Here is a 16,799-nt window from a genome sequence, read left to right as displayed (position 1 = left end):
AATAGTCATGGTGCTACTATTGGTCATGGCTTAATACAAAGTAAAAGAGATAGAGATATCGGTATATAACAAACCTTAAATATTTGATGAGTGGTTAGTTTGATGATGAAGAGTACGTTCATGATTACTGCTCTGGTAATAATAATTGTTGCAGCAGCGGTAGTGATTATCATATTAAATTCATCTGCACTGTACGCTCAACCTATTAGTTATGTTAATAATTTCAGGAAGTTATTGAGTGATGGTTCATTCACGGCGATATACAATAGTAGCTATGTAGAATTTACAATGTCAGGTCCAGGTAATCAAATAATTCAATGCAATGATATACTACAGTTTGGTGCTGGGTCAGTTAATAATAGTAGGGCTTTCATTGACACGATAAGGACCATGTGTGAGGGTTTGTTTCCTGGTACGCCTGGCATAAACATGCAGGAAATTGCATATTGGACAAACGGAAGTAGTTTATGTGGGGGGGCAGCCTACGTAGTTGTGGATGGGCATGAATCAGGCAGCATTAACTGCCTACCATTGGAAACATTGAATGCGCTTCCGGCGTATCTGCCATTCAATGAATTACTAGGTAATGTTACATTTAGCACAGCTGTACAAGGGTATAGTATAAATTACTCAATTACATCATACATTAATTATGTAAATACCACTAAGTGGCATGATCAGCAGGTGCATTGCTTCAGAGTGATTAGTAATATAACTAGGGTGCAAAGCATGACAAGTGGGTTTAGGCTTCGCACAAGTACTAACCTGAGTGAGCTAATATGCCTACTGCCCAGCGGCTTACCGGCGATCAGGGTAATCAATGAGACTATGTTAGTGACGCCATTACCAAGTGGAAATACGATCTTATACATAATACAGGGTAAAACCGAGCTTGTGAATTATACGTTAAATTACTTCAATACAACCGAATTCAATGAGATAGTCTCAATGGCAAGAAGCCGGGGGGGAAACGGCTAATTACACAATGCAATACTTACTGCGATTCAACCTAGATATTGAAAATACAAATTAGACTTCAGGAATGAACCTACGCAGTACTAATCATGAGTAGCACTCCCTTATAATACTGCGATTACGGGGGGGGTTAACACCTAGATGCTAATTATTGATGTGTAATACCGTTAACGAATTACGAAACCACGGATATATTGCTAAGAAGCATGGTGCAGGGCTTACATTTAATCACTCCATCACCACACGTTCACCGCCCTGCTCAGGCTCTACTAGACTGCTGTGCCGTAGGCTATGATCTCATCCATGAACTCGCTGATCTCATTACTATCAAGCCTAAAGCTAATAACCGCATTAGCGCCGAGCTCCTTCGCATGCTGAATCATCCTCTCAATGGCTTGCCTCCTCGCCTGCTCAGCCAACTCGGTGAACTCCTTGATCTCGCCGCCAGCCAGAGCCCTGAGACCCGCTAAAAACCTACCGCCAATACCCCCCCTGGATCTGACCGTAATGCCCAGGGCGACGCCTAATACTTTAACAATTCTATACCCAGGGATGTAGGGTGAGGTAACGACTATGACGTCGCTCTCCCTAATCGCCATTAACTTATTGAATCATTAAGGGAGTATTAAAGCCTTATTAAACCTACATTCATAACTACGGATCATTAAATAACCAATTAAGGGCATTAAGATAATCCCTGAAATCCATCTCGCCCATTAACTTTCCAACATCAACATCCCTGGCCCAACCAGCCAAGTACTCCTTCTCATAATCGCCCTTATTACGTCTCAGCTCATCCTCTGGCGACCTCCTACACTTAATCTTATCAAAACCAAGCCCAATACAGAGCCAAGCCTCATGTGCATTAACACGTCATTAACAGCATTATTCACGCCCTTCCCCCCCTCCTCATCGATCACGAAGATAGCCTTAAACGCCATCGATGAGCCAGACAATGCATTCGCCAATACCTTCCTTCGAAGTGCATTATTGCATTTACCAGTCGGTAACCTCCTTATTTCCAAGTTCATATTAATCCCCAACTTACGTAATAGTTCCCTATGGAAATCAACACCGTACGTATCCTCAACAATCATCAACCTCTTAACCAATAAATTCACCTCCCATAAAATACGTAATCGCTGAATGCGACACCGAGTTCCTTAAGCCTACTCCTGAGGTTCTCAATATCACTCACTTGCTCCGCTGTAGTGCCAATGTTTGGGTCCTTATTAACAATTATAGTCCTCTCAGGGCCCACTAAATCCACGAGGATTGGCGAGTGAGTAGCGACTAATACAGGTACTTCCAGATTATTAAGTAAGTTGAAGATCACCTCTAAGGCCTTGGCGTGCAGACTGTTCTCAATTTCATCAATAAGCAGTAGAGAGGGCTCGAGCTCAACCGCCGTGGCTATAGCCAACACCTTAATGAGACCATCGGGCATATTGGGCGGAGGAAGCTCTAAACCTCTTTCCTGCATAGTTAAAGCCACCCTCCCTGCAAAGTCTCTAAAGCCTATACTCACCTCGGGGGGGAATAATTCCCTAAGTACCCACTCAAGTTTTCCAAGGCGCTTATTAGCACGAAGTGAGTATAAAATTGATACTAAGTTCCTAGCCCTAACGTCCATCCTTTCTAATCCACGTATTGGCACAGGTTCTGAAATGGCGCCTACATCTGGGTGTTTTAGAAGTACTGCTTTAGAAAATACCGTATCAAATACTTCGGAGAAAAGTGGTGTATTTACGCCTTTATACTCATCAATGTTAGTTCTGCTCCATTTAAGTATTAATAGAATATCGCCTTTAACAGCGGGTATCAATATGCGTTGGATCATGAGGATCTGATTTCCGTAATTTTTTGAAGCACCTATACCTAAAGAAGGATAAAGAATTTCCATTATTCCGTCTATTCCATGACTTAATAATCTAAAATCACCAACTAAATAATCATTATATTTCTTAAAATCATTAAGCCTTACTTCTAAATCCTCTAATAAATCCTCTAAATACTTGACATACTCAGCTTTTAAGTAGACACGTAGGCTATTCCCCATGACCTCAATCCTTGACCCATCCGTACTTATTTCAAACCATTGAGACTCTATATTTCTCGAGCCGGCTAACGTAAATTTCGTGGAGAGGATTATACGTGTTGAGTATATATCGTGCTCTTCCTCCCAGGTTATTCTTAAAGTTAGCTTAAAGCCTAGTGAATTGCTAATGTCTTTAGCATAGAATAGGTCCTGCGGATCCCAATAATAGGGTATGTATGGTGCGTAGGGTATTTTAATTAATTCATCCCTTGACAATGCCCTCATGAAAAAGTGTATGGCCTCTAGAATATTCGTCTTACCTGAACCATTGGGACCAACTAACAGGTTTATACCCGGCCTGAGCTTTAACGTTAAGTTCTTTATACTTTTGAAATTCTCTATAGTGATCTCCTCAGGGAATACCTTATAGTAGTCCTCTACAAGTCGTCGCGATTCAGTACTACTCATCAATGTTCCTATGTTAAATCCAAAATTATTTCTTTTTAATTTCTTAAATCAGCTTGATGCGCTCAAGGATACTGAACCGCAAAGGGGCGCGTTGTTAATTGCTGTTCCACTAACCCATGATCCACTTGGTGCATTTGTCTGTGGCGACGAGAACCAAAAGCTCACATTATTTGGACTCACTATAATGCTTGATGATGCCGGCATGACTCCCATCATCCAGCCCATGTTGGCCCAAGCATCCCAACATAGTGTCTCAACCTCAGCGTTGAATGGTACATAGACCCAATAGGTATTACCAAGCGAGAAATTAGGCATGGCTAACTCCCCCCCAACCATACCTGGACCACCGACAATAAAACCATTAATGAAGTCGGCATCACTTGATAGGTCAAGAGGACCAATGAAACTGTAGTAAAAGTCCCATGTATAGTTATTCGCATCAAGCCCGTAGGCTGAGGCAGACGGGTAAGTACTTACGCTAATGCCCTCAGATGCTCCACTTATTGATGGCAATGTATACTCAACAAACATGCTGGCGGTCTCATAATCTATACTCAACCCAAAGGATGGTGAACCAGATGATGACTGCGGCGTAGGTGAGTACCCACTGCTCGTGGTTATGATGAATGAGTTAGTCAAGCCTTTTACATAATCCTCATAACTAGTGTATAGGTCGAAGCCGCTGATTAAGTTATACAATAATCCAGGCCCAGGCAATGCCCTATTATTAATAATTCGCGAATTACCGCCGGATGGGGGGGTCATCACGTAGGCAACATCACCCATTAACTCAATGGGTATGTTCGGTGGCGTATCCGTGTAAAACTGCGTGGTGTTAAGGATCAAAATGCAGGAGTCATAGTAGAAGGTGTCGCCGTAATTGTCCTGCACAGCGGCGATGCCGAGGTTATGATTCATAATGACGGTCTGCGTTACCTCACTGGCTAATGCTTGGGCACCCCATATGAATATGTACTTACCATTCTCGTATACACCTCCGAATCACTTGGTGCGTTTAATAGGCTTAGCCAAGATGCGTAGCAGGGGGTCCGTATTTTCGTAACCTGGGTCCGAAATGCTTAATGGGGCTGTAACCATGCCGTATCTACCAGTGGACATTAACCATGCAATCACTAGGCCAGGCATGTCATGCATGCTCAACGGGCCCACTATCAATGCCATCACTCCACCACGCCTATAAACGAAGCCTGCGATTAATGTGTAGTTTATCGTTATGGGCATTACTGGGTATGCAATTAGGTACTGACTAATTGGGTATGGAAACGAATTAACGTTCGTGAAACCACTAACCTTAACATCGCCAGTCCTGGCGAGAGAGTACGTTAAGACCAACTCGGCAATAGGTAAGGAACCCCCCCTATTGACGCTTACCAAGACCAAATCACCGCGCTTAAGCAGGTTCACTAAGGTATTAATGGCAGGACTAGTGGCATTAATTCCAGTTCCATTAATTAAGTAAAGCAGCGGCTTCATCACAGACCAATCAATGATTACTAGGCTATTGTTTGGTAGGTTTTGTAATTCACTAATGGTTATGGGCTTGATCAGTGATTGATTAATGCCTAATCCCATCAACTCCTGAACAAGCGTTGAAGGACCAACAACGTAGATTGGCACATCAATATTAATCAACGCTTGTTCACTAATTATGTTTGTCGCCACCGCTTGATTCGTAAATCTCTCAGTAATAGTTAAGGTGAAGGTATGAGTTAGGTAAAATAAGTAAATAGTAATAATGATAACCATAAGTAGGGTGATCGTGGCTATTATCGACCAATTACGTAAGTACATAACTTATCGAACCCCCCCCACTCTATATGAAAATATAAAAACCTTATTACATTCATGGCATGAAGGGAAAATCATGAAATTAGAGAGTTTTAGCTAATTCATGGAAACTACACGGTACTAGCCTGGGCATGTGGTTGTTATCCAGCTAGTCATGTAGTTATAGAAGAAGCCGAGTGGTACGGTATACATGCGTTGCAAGCTAACGGTATATGTCGCGCTTGGGTTGTATTGAAGCACGAAATAAACCTCGCTACCAAATGATTCCCATAGGTAATAATTATCAATCCATGGGAAACATATACTTCCTTCACTGAATAATACTGGCGATGCCGCCGTGTTCACAGTGCTTGGGTTTACGTACCAATAGCCCTGTGAATTAACCACGCCGAAGCCCACTGGGTACTCGTAATCAGCCTGGGTCTGCTCTGGCGTGCAGAACCAATTCTGGTTCTCAATACCTATGGACCAGACAATGTTGCTAGTGCCCTGGGCGCTATTAATCGTTGTTACTGATGCCGTTAGTGAATAAACTGGGTTGGACGGGTCGGATGCCGATGCTGCGTCGTATATAAACTGGAGTATCTCTGAACCTATTTGTTCAATTACCTGCAACACGGAAGTACTGAGCCAGCTACAGCTAGTGCTGCCCGGCTCATCATCGGTCCCGGTCCACGTCATGTATGAGTTATAGCCGTTCTCCTGGTCTATGTAGTACGCCGTTGTCATGTTAACCCCAACCCTATAGTAGGCCCAATTACCACCACTACCGCCACTACCTGTCACTAAGTTGTTAAAGCCAAGATATGAAACTGGAATACCTGGGGGGGCCAAAGTTCCACTGGGCTTATAAGTACCGGTTATGCAGTAATCAAACAGATAATAATCACCTGTGTATGAGTCAACCTGGCTTTTATATAGTCCCGTCATGAACAACCACTCATTGAGGTTTTGGCTCTCTATGGTATTGAGTATCTCAGTGCAGAGATCTTGGTCATAATAGGTCGGGTCTAGTCTCAATGACTGTGATTGATTCGTCAACACACCACTGATCTGCATCCAATATCCTATTAAGCCATTCAATGTTACCGCGTATTCATTGCTTACCTGCACTGGGCTTATTACTAGGTAGTTTTTGCCTCCGAAGGCCGTTATGTATGTTGATGTGTTTACGGCCATGACTGGGTAACCGATCACAGTGCTGTGGTAGTGGTTTCCCCACGCCACGGCTATTGCATCCTCAAGCGGTAAAACCCACCCTGGGCTTGCCGTGTAAAGGATTACTAGGTCACCCCTACCTATCACGTTCTCTAATTGCCTCGCTAATTGGCTTAGGGATGTGTGCATAGTCTCGTTGATGTAATTCCAATCAATAATGATAATCGAGTCATTAGGCACCGAGGACAATTCACCAAGGGTTATGGGCCTAATCATCGACTCAGAAGCACCGGCACTCACCAACCCATTAATGAACTGACTGGACCCAACCACATAGGCGGTGACGGGTAGGGCAAGCGGCTGCGGCTTAGTCGACGATAGCTTAGCCACACCCTGTCTCATTAATTCAAATTTGTAGGTGGTACTTAGTACAATCTTTACTGCGCCCTTAATGTCATTGATCACCGATGATATCACCGAGGGCTTCAGAAGTACCGCAATAAGTAATGCATCTGCAAGGGCGAGGATCATTACCGTAATAACAAGCAAGAACCCTAATCTGGAACCCACACCCATCAAGAGTAATAAATATATGGACTTTGACTTTTTTTAACTTTGGGTGTTCAGAGAAAGTGAGTCGAGCAGAATTGAGTGGGGCTGGGGTTTTACGTCATGCTCACCGAGCCGGTGAGTAGTGCCTTTACCTGTCTCGTTAGGGCATTGGTCATGGTCTCAATCGCCTTCTTGAAGTTTATTGGTGATCCCTAGAGAGGATAGGGTTTCAGGTAGGGTTGTTTATGGTGTTGTGATTGTGGATTGTTAGTGGGTAAGTCATTTATGATGGGAGGTTGAAGGGAGGAAGGACGTTAGTTTTAAGGACTTGGGTTTTGGGTTTGGTTATCCTAGCCAGCAGCTTGTTGTGTGGTAGAAGCCGTTGTTTATGTTTAAGCCCTGGCTGTTGCTGGTTAAAACAACTGGTACCTCACTACCTGTGGTACTCATATAGGGGGCTAACCCAGACATCCCAATCAATGTCATAGACGATCTCCTCAGAGCAAGGCCAAAAGCTCGACGTACTATTAACGACTACGGAGCACCAGCCGGTATTGTGAATGCCGTCGGCAACGGAGTATATGCCGGACCCATATACGTGAACCCATTGCTCTCAACTCCGTAGGCCTGCTCTGCAGTGGCTGCCTGCGCATTCTGCGGTGTGAAGACCCAAGTTGAATTAGCCGCGACATATCCTAACGGCGTTGCTGTGCTGGGTGAACCACTCGGGAATATTGTGTAGTATGGGCAGTTATAACCACTGGAGGTTGATTGTGAAATTGTTATTCCGGCGGAAGGCCCTGAGAGCGAGATGGAGAAACCGGTGGTCACACTAACAGTGTATGTTGTTGATGATGAGCATAGCAATTCCTGTGGAGAATAATTAGGATCTGTCCAGTAACCTGGCTCATAACCTCCGCCTGTGCTAGCTATATACTGTACGTCTCCAGGTAACTGCGAGGCTTTGCCAAGCTCATACTCATAAACAATGTACGACGCGTAACCGTCCTGAAAGGCCTTTAGGTACTCAATCTCCGTGCCTGAATTTGGTATGTACTCAATGAAGTTGTAGAGCTCGGCATAGCCTATTGAGAACTTACCATATTGTTGATCAACAATACTCGACCATGACGTACAGAAGTCGACCTGAAAACTACCATATGAATCGCTATAGGCCTGTTCGCCGTAGGCAATTATATATGCATTATTGACCAGAGCAGGTTCATTTTGCGGTAGACTATATGTTTGTATTAATTCCAAACATATGTCCTCTCCAGTTGGGTCTGGTGTTGATATTTTCATTATCATTGGTATCCAGAACTTGCTTGCTATGTTTAGTGCCGCACTTAGTGTGTGCGGCCCAATCACTAGTGCGTGGTTGTTGCCGAATGCCGCCACGTAGTTCAGGCGCTTGGGTATTTTGGCATGGGTATTGCCACAATGCTCGTGTTGTATGCCCTTGACCAAGCCAGGGCCAGTGTGTACTCAATCAACGGAACATCACTGGAGTTTCCGTGGATTACCACGAAGTCACCACGCCCAATCAACTCCCTAATTAGTTTGAAGTTTGTTGAGCTCACATTCACGTGAACCAAACCACCCCCATTGATTATGAGGCCAGGCCCAATCACAGACCAATCAATGAGGACTAGGCTATTGTTTGGTAGGCTTGGTAATTCACTAAGGCCCACGGGCCTGATCAGTGATTGATTAATGCCAATACTAGTCAGTCCTTGAATGAGTGTTGTTGGTCCGACTACGTAGATCGGCGTGTTTATGCCTATCGGTGCCGGCCCATTAACTGTGCCGAGACTCGCCCTATTAATTGTCTTAGGCCCATTAACAATGTGCAGTGCAAGCACAAACACCAAAACCAGGGCGACCACGGACAAAGCCACAACCAAAAGCCTTAACCCAAACCCCCCCATAACCACCAGCTTCTCTTTACTCCACCAAACTTTTCTAACTCCGGCTGTTCAGAAAAAGTAAACCGAGCAGAATTGAATTGGTTCTACAGTTTACGCCTAACGCGCATTTCCTTGTTGCTGGCGCGTTTCATGTATGTAGTGCTTAACAATTGAGATTCTGACCTAATATGGTGATTTTAATGAACAACGCATTTTAAACCCTTACCTTACCTATTACCCGCAACACTTACTAGGCATTAACCTTATCGCTATCTTTAATGGCATCATCATTATACCCCCCCCTTGTTGCGTCTCGAATGGGACATACTCTACATATATTATTCCCATCACCGTTTCATTCCGCGTAATCACGCCCATCGTATATTCAATGCCCATCACATCAATAACTAGGTGATTCCCGACACTGGTCGTATTCGTTATGAAACCCTCACTAATTAAAACCAGCCTATCACCGCCAATGTAATCCCTTACCGCGGGTATCCCCATCAATAACCTCACAGTCCCGTTGAACCCCTCACCTAGGCTGGCGCCGTTGTACACCAGGAACTCACTGATCAATTCCTTGGCACTATTTACTGCGCCTGGTGAGGTGAGTGTTTACGTTGGGATTAAGAAGCCTGTGGAGTTACCATAACCGAATAATACGTAGCACGTGTAATTAATAATGCCGGGTGGCGCGGTAGTATTAGTTAACATACCGCACTTTTGCTCATTAATTACCTGATAACTAATTATAAATGGAAGACCACTTGGTGGAGACCAACCGCGAAAGCCAGCGCACAGGCATGGAGGACCTGCAATAAGCGATTTATTGAGTATGGGTTCATCACCATTAAAAACAACGAGATCCGCGCTAAATGTGGCAGGGCATAGGCAAACACGAGGATGAGAAAGTTCATAGGCAACCTTAATAGATAGGAAAATAACAACAGCGGTAATTATTATAATCACTACTAACCACCCTGGTTTCATTACACCTCTGTTCGTATGCAGTCACCATTAATTACTTAAATTAAGTGGTAATTATTTCTAGGCTTTAATAAACCTCGTTCTAAGAGTTGGTACGCAACGAGCCGTAATTTACGGTAATTAAGTAATGAGTCTGCAGGAGACCATTATTGGGTAAGGCAATACGTTGACGATTATCTTAATTTTAAGTGGAATTGAAGCTCGTTATTTATTAGCCGATGTTCCTCCTATTATTTTAATGCGCTTAAGTCTATGTCTACGCAATTACATGCCATACTAACAGTATTGCCGTAGTCTAGCGTCCAATTAGCCTGTGAATACTAGGACTGCGGCGTAAGAGGATGTATGTTCATAAAAGTTCTGTGGAATTACCACTGGCACCTAAACGGTATTACTTAAGCCGCATCACTCAGGTCCTATGCACTACTGTAATCGAGCATCTTGTTACTTATTTATGAGTAATATATTTATCGCTTATCAATAATGAATGGGTTACCGTCCATTTAAAACTCCAGGGTGAAATTCGTATTGTTGCTAAAGAACGAGGAAGACGTGTCATTAGTCTTAAAGACTTTCGATGATTAGGGAGTTTACGACGCCGTATATAGAAAGGACACGAAATAATGCACTGGATTAGCGTTATAAACGGTATGGCTATAGTATCCTTAAACCCGAACCTATCAGCACGGCTACATTATGGTCATAATTACTGAGATAATCCTAGCAGATTATCACCAGGGCGAGACCTCACAATTCGCTGTTGTTATTATTTTTATTTCGTAATTACCACTACCCAGGTTAGATTTGATAATACGTAGCATGACGCGATGGCTAATCAATCAATGGTCTATTAGTGGTTGAGCCTAATGATGTTACATTATTCAGTAATCATTGATGTGTACGTTATACGTATCATATGTCGCTTTACATAAATACTACGGATTAATATTAATGCCATTACTCGAAGATTGTTACCGACAGTACCATGAACAATCTAGCCTGTTCAGGGCAAGATCGTGCCCATGATTATTTCTAACAATTAATAAGCAATATTCTGGTCGTTAAAACACCTCGTCACTGCTTCGAAGTAGTCTTCTTAGTTTAGTGAATTGTTCCTTGAACTCAATTATTGAGAACGTAAGTAGTGAGACTAAGGCTATTAAAGCCATTGGGTCAAGCCTCATTAAGCCTAGCACTACGGTGACTACGTAGGCCATCGTTAGGGTTACTGAGAACCCCCCCAGGTAGAAGGCTGACTTTGGAATTACGCTGGACCAGAGAATTATTGCGCCCTCAACAACCCCCCCATTTCTCCTAACAGCCCTATAGCCATCAGAGTCCCTGACAACGAGGCCAAGAGCCCTCAACCGCTCTAAGTGATGGTAAACCTGCCCAGGGCTTGATAATCCTAGAGCCCTCTGTATCTCCCTAATGCTCATGGACTTGCCCTCTCTAATCAGTAGTAGGTATATCCTAAGAGCCGTCTCACTTAGGTTTGCCTTGTCACTATTGCGCATTCGCGGTAATGCCGTTCCCAAGTACTTAAAGTTCTAGGTATTGGAACATCACGTACTAATGATTAGAAAAAATAAGCCCACCATGTTAAGTAGCCCTGATGAGTAGGACCCAGGTATTGATATTAATAATGGCATTAATGATATTAACGACCTATGTAGTTCATGGAGCGTATCTCAACAACACGGAGCCGAACACAAACAACCAAGTAATAATTGGCCCAGCAATACTGCCAAGAAATGATACGTTGACCGTATACCTAGTTGGGGGGGTGGACAACGGCATTGATGGGGGGGTACTGATTTACAACGCCAGTTCAGGTCTTCCAATAGCGACTTGGTTACTACGTTCAATAAATCAATCAATGAATTACTACGTAGTAGCTACCACCTGGTCAAGAGACATCAACCTAGGCTACACGGAAGTGAGTGGAGACGAGTTATCAATTATCCTAAGTAGGGGGGCTTATCGTACATGTACTCATGGGTTAGGGAAAACATTACGCTAAAGCCCATTAGTGAGTACCCAGTATCAAGTGTTGAGGTGCGTATTGAGGCACCAAACGGTGAGTTAGTGCGGGGGGGTGGCATTCTGTGCGCAGTTCCCGTAATACTCGCGGATCCATGGGTATTGATCCAATACATACCCAATACACCGTTTTTACCAAGGTCTTTATGTACCAGCGTCAATGACGGTGTGGTTTACCTAAGCAGGTTACCCTCAATACCATACATCCTCTACTACCAGGGCGAGGTAAGTCTTGGCAGTAACACCACGGTGGTGGGCGTATTCCATAAAACAATCAATGCGTATGGATACCCAGTTAACGTCACGGTGATTGAGTCATTAGTCAATAAAACGGTTCCCCAGTTATTAATAATCTACGGCTTAAAGGTTGCGGTACCTGGCAATAATTCCGTGATAATCACGGTATACGTAAGGCCAATATTAATAGGTCGTGCTATGGCCAATAATACCTGCGTACTGATGCACTACCCAACGATTAATACCATCCCCCCCACAAACGTTAACCCTGGTTACCCCCCCACCTGTATCGCCGTAAGCCCCCCCAGTAATAATTATATCATTGGCACACTACCCTCAGCATCACCAACCTCATTAGGGCCCACCTCCATATTAGGCGAGACCCAGACACACCCCCCCGCACTCACCAGCAACAATTACTACCTACTACTCATAACCATGGTACTACTGGCCATAATCATAGGTATAATAACTAGCATCATAGTCACAAAAACCATCTACAAACTAAACAGACACACCCCATCGCACAATAACTACTTTTATTCATGACAATAGGATGAACCAGGATCGAAACACGTAATTAAGAGGAGCAATACGTGACAGCAAAACGAAGCCATACTGAGCGATAATTATGCATTAATTAAGCCATTTAAGAAAGCAATACCGTATGTAAAAGCCCACTACGAAACTCACTCAGCTCAAGGAATGAAAACATGAAAAACAGGACTTAACAAAACCAAACCTAGGTTTATTCAACTAAACAAGAATAAACGCCACTTACCGTACAAAACCAACACCATGGTGGTGCCCCCCGGCGGGATTTGAACCCGGGACCTCCCGCTAGTAGGGCTTGTGTGGGGCGTTAGCCCCTGGGCATCCTAATTATTAAAGTGTTGCGGTTGCGTAATGGTTGGGCTGGGGCGCTGCTTTGTTCGCCATTTACGATTGTTGGGTTGTTAAAGCCAGTACTTTCCAACATAGAGGAACTGGCTAGGAGGGGGGGTGTGAGGGTGGCAAGTACAGGCTTAAGCCGTGAAGGCTTGGGTGGTTCAGCCAAGGGGGGGGTGGGAGGGGGGCCTTCGTAACGACACTCCCCCCCAAGATGCCTTGGAAGACTGTGGGGGGGGAGGTAAAATGCAGCACGCATCTCCCGGCGATACGTTGAGTATTACTGCCTACTTCCTGCGTGTTGGTTTTTGTTCGGAGGCTTCGGTCTTGATCCTCGCTTCCTCGGCTAAGCGTGCTTGCCAAGTGCCTTGACGCACTAACCCCTCAATAGCAGCTCGATTAAGTACCTCATGGTTTTGCTTAATGTTACCTCTTGTTCATCAACCTCATCACCGCATGCGTACCTAACCCTCACCGTCTTTGGGTTATTGCTCGTTATTATGTACGTGACCCTGTACCTTGGTTTAAGGACGTCGTTGCTCAATGCCTTCACTTGCTTAATCACCTTGACCTCCTTGTCCGTGACCTCGAGGTGGTAGTCCCCCTCGCATTCCATGGTTATTACCGCCGCATAAATCGGCTGTAGTAGCCTTGAGTATTCCCTGTGTAGTATGACTGCGGCTATGTGCGTGCACACCTCGCTTCTCCTCCTCACTCCCCAGTTGGTCTCGAAGCACGAGCAGAAGTACTTCCCATCCTGAGGCGAACAATGTAGCTCGGGTACTTGTCGCCAAGCCTTGGGTCACCACTCACTATCCAGGCATTCTCGTTTACCTGCCTAACCGAGCCGCTCTCGAAGCGTTTCAAGGCACGCCTAACCCACGAGCTTGATTTACCGGGAAACTTAGACCTCAACCTCTCGATGGCCAACCCCTCAATATCCTTCTCAATTTTCATTGCCAGCCACCCTAGACCTAATGATCTGGACCCACGGATTATCCTCGAGGTTGATTAAAGGCTCGTTAATTAACTCCTTAGGAGCCTCCCTAATGGAGTCCCTAATGGACTCGGTATTAACGACCCTATTGTTGACGCTGATGCCTGATTGGCTTAGGCATTGCCTTAGCATTTCCCTGATCTCGTTTATGGCTAGGTAAGCCGTGATTAGTTGGCGGATCAACTCACTAATCGAGGTGTTGCCAGCCTCGGACAGCCTAGTCAATAACTCATAAACATCCTCCCTAACCCTAACACTCCTAAACCTCATCCAACGAGCAAAAAGGCATTGGCTTAAAAGCCAAGCCACGAAGCCGTGTGGAATAAAACCACGAAACGTGCAACACGAAAGCCACGGAAACCACATTCGAGAAGCACAAACATGTGTCATGGAGAACCGAGACCATGCAACTCGAAGAATCAAGCCGAAAGATCAATACCAAAAACACCATGGACAATTCCACATGGTAAACCGAGACCCACGGTTGAGAAGCACAAACAATGCATCAACGAAAGACCGCAATCAAGAGAGCCATTAAACAAGAGACAGCAGTCCCTAGCATGAACTGCTTTTTGTTCTATTAACACCAAGGACTCAATGGGAATTGTTCCTCGGATGCCGAGGAATTTGTTCAGCAAGTCCCCGGCATGAATTGGATCTTACTCACTCACTCCTAGGGTTTGCTGTTTGTTGTTTCACGTGTTTGTTGCTTCCTTAGGTCCAGCCCCTTTAAAGCTTGTTGCTTTGATTTTTGATGCTTGTTTTTAGGGTTGGGCGTGTTAGGAAAAGGGACTTGTTTGTCTATGGTTTTAGGCCTCCGGCTTCGGTGGTGGTTGGACTTGGCTCGGTGGCTTTGGTCACAAGGGACCTACTGCTAATCGCCTCAACAACACCAAGGGCATTCGACACCCAGGAAATGCCAATAAACCCAGGCGACGTGTTGATCAAGGGGAAGGTAAGGCGCCAATTCTGCTGGGACAACAACCTCATCTGGCCACCGGAGAACGCCGAATCACTCATCACCCTTGTGGACTCGGGCTACGCCTTAATCATTGAGCGATTAGGCGAGGCTCCGAACATAGTCAGGATGTACCGCAGGCTCGTTAGTCAAGGCTTGATTAGAGCCGACACGGTACTGAACATTCAAGCGTCAGTATCAACAACGCCAACGCTGATCGGGATAATCGAGGTCAAGGAAATAGGCAGAGGAAAGCCATTCTGGAAACTACCGAGGCCTTGCTTGGCTGGTCAGTACGTGAACAACGCCCTAAGCAAGCTAGGCGTTAGGGTTGTTTGACTCGCCAATGCGCAATGCTTAATTCACCCACACAGAGGCAATAGGCAATGGGTAGGGCAGTCATCATCGGCATTGCGGTCGCAATCGTAATCATTGCTGCCGTGGTGGCCACCTTACTCCTAACCCACCCACTCACTCCAAGACCATCGATCACGTACGTAAGCATCAACGCACCGTACGTGTTTTTAATGCCCAGTAATGGGTTGTTTGAGCTGTTCTACTATGATTCTCAGGGTAATTTGCACGTGGTTAGCACGTACAATGTATCCAGCAGCACGCTGTATCAAGCAATCAATGTAATCAACTCCTTCAATCAACAAAACATGGGAACAACAATCAATGGTCAACAGTTCATACCATTGAGCTACATGGTAGTTATTGGTAATTCAACGGGAGTAATTCAAATACCGGTACAGGGAAACACAATACTATTAGATAAGATTAATCCAGGATACTGGACAGTAGTTGTAAGTGATCCAAGTGACTTAACAAAACTAGCATACGCACTAGATGTAGGATACAAGGAGGCAGCAACAGTATCTGGAACATCTGACTTATGGTATCAACCAGGAGTAGGAACAATACTACAAGAAACAATGAACCTACAACATATGGGGGGGACATTTTCTGGAGGAGAAATAATAATTATGAATAATGGGACAATAATACCTTATGGATTGATAGACAGCTATGGTTATAATCTAAAATTTGTCATATATGGGTTGGGCACAAGCTATAGTTAGTTTTTATTTCTAAGGTACTATTAACTCGTAAGGGACTCCAAAAGTTGCGATAATCCAGTTTAAATACATATAACCCGAACCTCCACCGGATCCAACAGAAATAAACAGATATGGGATGTCTTGATAATTAGTAATATCTTCAATTAATGGAGCCCCCCCATTACCTATCTCAATTGTTAAGCCATTATAGTTCTCCTTATATCCAAATGTTCCATTAATAAATCCAGAATAAAGGTTATTCAATATTCCTTGATATGTTATTTCCTGATAATTATTTAATGCTCTTTGGCTTTCTGCTTGGAATGCTGTTTGGTATGCGTTTTGGTAGCTTATTGCTAGGTATGTTGATGGTGGTAAAGGTTCCAATGCGTATGCATCCAAACCATTGACATATTCCTGTGGTAATTGATTATTGTAAATGTTTCCATTAACCATGAAGTAAGCATTCAATTATTATGGCTAAAGATTGAGTTTAATTTAATAGTTAATGCGTACCTTTACGAATCAAATTCTTAAAGGATGCGGTAATTCTACGAATATCAACATAGTATATACCAATGAGCAATGCGAATAGTATTATTATGAATATGTATGGAAATAGTACCAAAAAAGCAAGTGCCATGTTTATGGGTATTGCTAGGAAGGGCTTAATGTATATCGTAATGAGTGGCGTTTGTACGTAGAATTCTAGAGATTG

The 16,799-nt window shown here is 44.1% G+C and carries 23 protein-coding genes; 7 read left to right on the top strand and 16 right to left on the bottom strand.

Annotated features, from left to right (window positions below):
- The first annotated feature begins 102 nt into the window (after positions 1-102).
- On the top strand, positions 103-978 hold the full coding sequence (locus tag JCM11216_RS07830) for a hypothetical protein (RefSeq protein ID WP_054853848.1): 876 nt from the start codon (positions 103-105) through the stop codon (positions 976-978).
- A 266-nt stretch (positions 979-1,244) separates the two neighbouring features.
- On the opposite strand, the gene JCM11216_RS07825 is transcribed toward JCM11216_RS07830, so the two are convergent.
- The 11 genes from JCM11216_RS07825 to JCM11216_RS07775 form a co-directional block, all read right to left on the bottom strand.
- Positions 1,245-1,574, bottom strand: coding sequence for a heavy metal-binding domain-containing protein (locus JCM11216_RS07825; RefSeq protein ID WP_054853847.1), 330 nt, complete (start codon positions 1,572-1,574; stop codon positions 1,245-1,247).
- Between the two features lie 189 nt (positions 1,575-1,763).
- Positions 1,764-2,087, bottom strand: a complete 324-nt coding sequence (locus JCM11216_RS07820; RefSeq protein WP_243675732.1) for a hypothetical protein — start codon at positions 2,085-2,087, stop codon at positions 1,764-1,766.
- Between the two features lie 5 nt (positions 2,088-2,092).
- The gene (locus tag JCM11216_RS07815; RefSeq protein WP_054853845.1) at positions 2,093-3,481 is read right to left on the bottom strand and encodes an AAA family ATPase; all 1,389 of its coding nucleotides are present in this window, start codon (positions 3,479-3,481) and stop codon (positions 2,093-2,095) included.
- A 48-nt stretch (positions 3,482-3,529) separates the two neighbouring features.
- Positions 3,530-4,399, bottom strand: coding sequence for a hypothetical protein (locus tag JCM11216_RS07810; RefSeq protein WP_243675731.1), 870 nt, complete (start codon positions 4,397-4,399; stop codon positions 3,530-3,532).
- Between the two features lie 84 nt (positions 4,400-4,483).
- Positions 4,484-5,293 (bottom strand): hypothetical protein, encoded by an 810-nt coding sequence (locus tag JCM11216_RS07805; protein WP_054853843.1) that lies wholly within the window; start codon positions 5,291-5,293, stop codon positions 4,484-4,486.
- Between the two features lie 117 nt (positions 5,294-5,410).
- Positions 5,411-7,018, bottom strand: a complete 1,608-nt coding sequence (locus tag JCM11216_RS07800; RefSeq protein ID WP_243675730.1) for a hypothetical protein — start codon at positions 7,016-7,018, stop codon at positions 5,411-5,413.
- A gap of 516 nt (positions 7,019-7,534) precedes the next feature.
- Positions 7,535-8,467, bottom strand: coding sequence for a hypothetical protein (locus JCM11216_RS07795; protein ID WP_243675729.1), 933 nt, complete (start codon positions 8,465-8,467; stop codon positions 7,535-7,537).
- Positions 8,404-8,934 (bottom strand): hypothetical protein, encoded by a 531-nt coding sequence (locus JCM11216_RS07790; RefSeq protein ID WP_054853840.1) that lies wholly within the window; start codon positions 8,932-8,934, stop codon positions 8,404-8,406. Before JCM11216_RS07790 ends, JCM11216_RS07795 begins: the two co-directional genes overlap by 64 nt.
- Before the next feature lie 207 nt (positions 8,935-9,141).
- A complete protein-coding gene (locus tag JCM11216_RS07785) occupies positions 9,142-9,468 on the bottom strand; it encodes a hypothetical protein (protein WP_243675728.1) in 327 nt (108 codons plus the stop codon).
- A 57-nt stretch (positions 9,469-9,525) separates the two neighbouring features.
- Complete coding sequence (locus JCM11216_RS07780; protein ID WP_243675727.1) at positions 9,526-9,879, bottom strand: hypothetical protein; 354 nt, start codon at positions 9,877-9,879, stop codon at positions 9,526-9,528.
- Positions 9,880-10,958: 1,079 nt separating this feature from the next.
- Entirely contained in the window at positions 10,959-11,414 is a 456-nt protein-coding gene (locus tag JCM11216_RS07775; protein WP_054853837.1) for a helix-turn-helix domain-containing protein, read from the bottom strand.
- Between the two features lie 98 nt (positions 11,415-11,512).
- Between JCM11216_RS07775 and JCM11216_RS07770 the strand changes: the two genes are divergently transcribed.
- The 3 genes from JCM11216_RS07770 (at position 11,513) to JCM11216_RS07760 (ending at position 13,262) form a co-directional block, all read left to right on the top strand.
- Positions 11,513-11,920, top strand: a complete 408-nt coding sequence (locus JCM11216_RS07770) for a hypothetical protein (RefSeq protein ID WP_054853836.1) — start codon at positions 11,513-11,515, stop codon at positions 11,918-11,920.
- Positions 11,887-12,726 (top strand): hypothetical protein, encoded by an 840-nt coding sequence (locus tag JCM11216_RS07765; RefSeq protein WP_054853835.1) that lies wholly within the window; start codon positions 11,887-11,889, stop codon positions 12,724-12,726. The genes JCM11216_RS07770 and JCM11216_RS07765 overlap by 34 nt, the downstream gene beginning before the upstream one ends.
- A 350-nt stretch (positions 12,727-13,076) precedes the next feature.
- On the top strand, positions 13,077-13,262 hold the full coding sequence (locus JCM11216_RS07760; RefSeq protein WP_054853834.1) for a hypothetical protein: 186 nt from the start codon (positions 13,077-13,079) through the stop codon (positions 13,260-13,262).
- 179 nt (positions 13,263-13,441) lie between these two features.
- Here JCM11216_RS07760 and JCM11216_RS07755 read toward each other — a convergent pair whose 3' ends face one another.
- From JCM11216_RS07755 to JCM11216_RS07750, 3 genes are read right to left on the bottom strand one after another with little or no spacing between them, the layout of a single operon-like run.
- A complete protein-coding gene (locus JCM11216_RS07755) occupies positions 13,442-13,780 on the bottom strand; it encodes a hypothetical protein (protein WP_243675726.1) in 339 nt (112 codons plus the stop codon).
- Positions 13,777-14,022 carry a hypothetical protein gene (locus tag JCM11216_RS17895; RefSeq protein WP_243675725.1) on the bottom strand — a complete coding sequence of 82 codons (246 nt, stop codon included), beginning with the start codon at positions 14,020-14,022 and terminating at the stop codon, positions 13,777-13,779. Before JCM11216_RS17895 ends, JCM11216_RS07755 begins: the two co-directional genes overlap by 4 nt.
- On the bottom strand, positions 14,012-14,332 hold the full coding sequence (locus JCM11216_RS07750; protein ID WP_054853833.1) for a ribbon-helix-helix domain-containing protein: 321 nt from the start codon (positions 14,330-14,332) through the stop codon (positions 14,012-14,014). Before JCM11216_RS07750 ends, JCM11216_RS17895 begins: the two co-directional genes overlap by 11 nt.
- 45 nt (positions 14,333-14,377) lie before the next feature.
- On the opposite strand from JCM11216_RS07750, the gene JCM11216_RS17890 reads away from it, so the two are divergent.
- The 3 genes from JCM11216_RS17890 to JCM11216_RS07740 all read left to right on the top strand — a co-directional run bounded on the left by JCM11216_RS17890 (position 14,378) and on the right by JCM11216_RS07740 (position 16,102).
- Complete coding sequence (locus tag JCM11216_RS17890; protein ID WP_243675724.1) at positions 14,378-14,626, top strand: hypothetical protein; 249 nt, start codon at positions 14,378-14,380, stop codon at positions 14,624-14,626.
- A gap of 190 nt (positions 14,627-14,816) precedes the next feature.
- Positions 14,817-15,359, top strand: coding sequence for a hypothetical protein (locus JCM11216_RS07745; protein ID WP_054853832.1), 543 nt, complete (start codon positions 14,817-14,819; stop codon positions 15,357-15,359).
- A gap of 47 nt (positions 15,360-15,406) precedes the next feature.
- On the top strand, positions 15,407-16,102 hold the full coding sequence (locus tag JCM11216_RS07740) for a hypothetical protein (RefSeq protein ID WP_054853831.1): 696 nt from the start codon (positions 15,407-15,409) through the stop codon (positions 16,100-16,102).
- Between the two features lie 9 nt (positions 16,103-16,111).
- Here the strand turns inward: JCM11216_RS07740 and JCM11216_RS07735 are convergent, their stop codons facing one another.
- Both JCM11216_RS07735 and JCM11216_RS07730 read right to left on the bottom strand, forming a co-directional pair.
- Complete coding sequence (locus tag JCM11216_RS07735; protein ID WP_243675723.1) at positions 16,112-16,537, bottom strand: hypothetical protein; 426 nt, start codon at positions 16,535-16,537, stop codon at positions 16,112-16,114.
- Positions 16,538-16,586: 49 nt separating this feature from the next.
- The coding region (locus tag JCM11216_RS07730) for a hypothetical protein (protein WP_054853829.1) at positions 16,587-16,799 on the bottom strand (213 nt) is incomplete at its 5' end.

The organism is Vulcanisaeta distributa JCM 11216, assembly GCF_001315985.1.
GTDB classification, from domain to species: domain Archaea; phylum Thermoproteota; class Thermoprotei; order Thermoproteales; family Thermocladiaceae; genus Vulcanisaeta; species Vulcanisaeta distributa_E.
The sequence above is the reverse complement of the archived record's forward strand: the minus strand, read 5'-3'. Positions and strand labels throughout refer to the sequence as shown.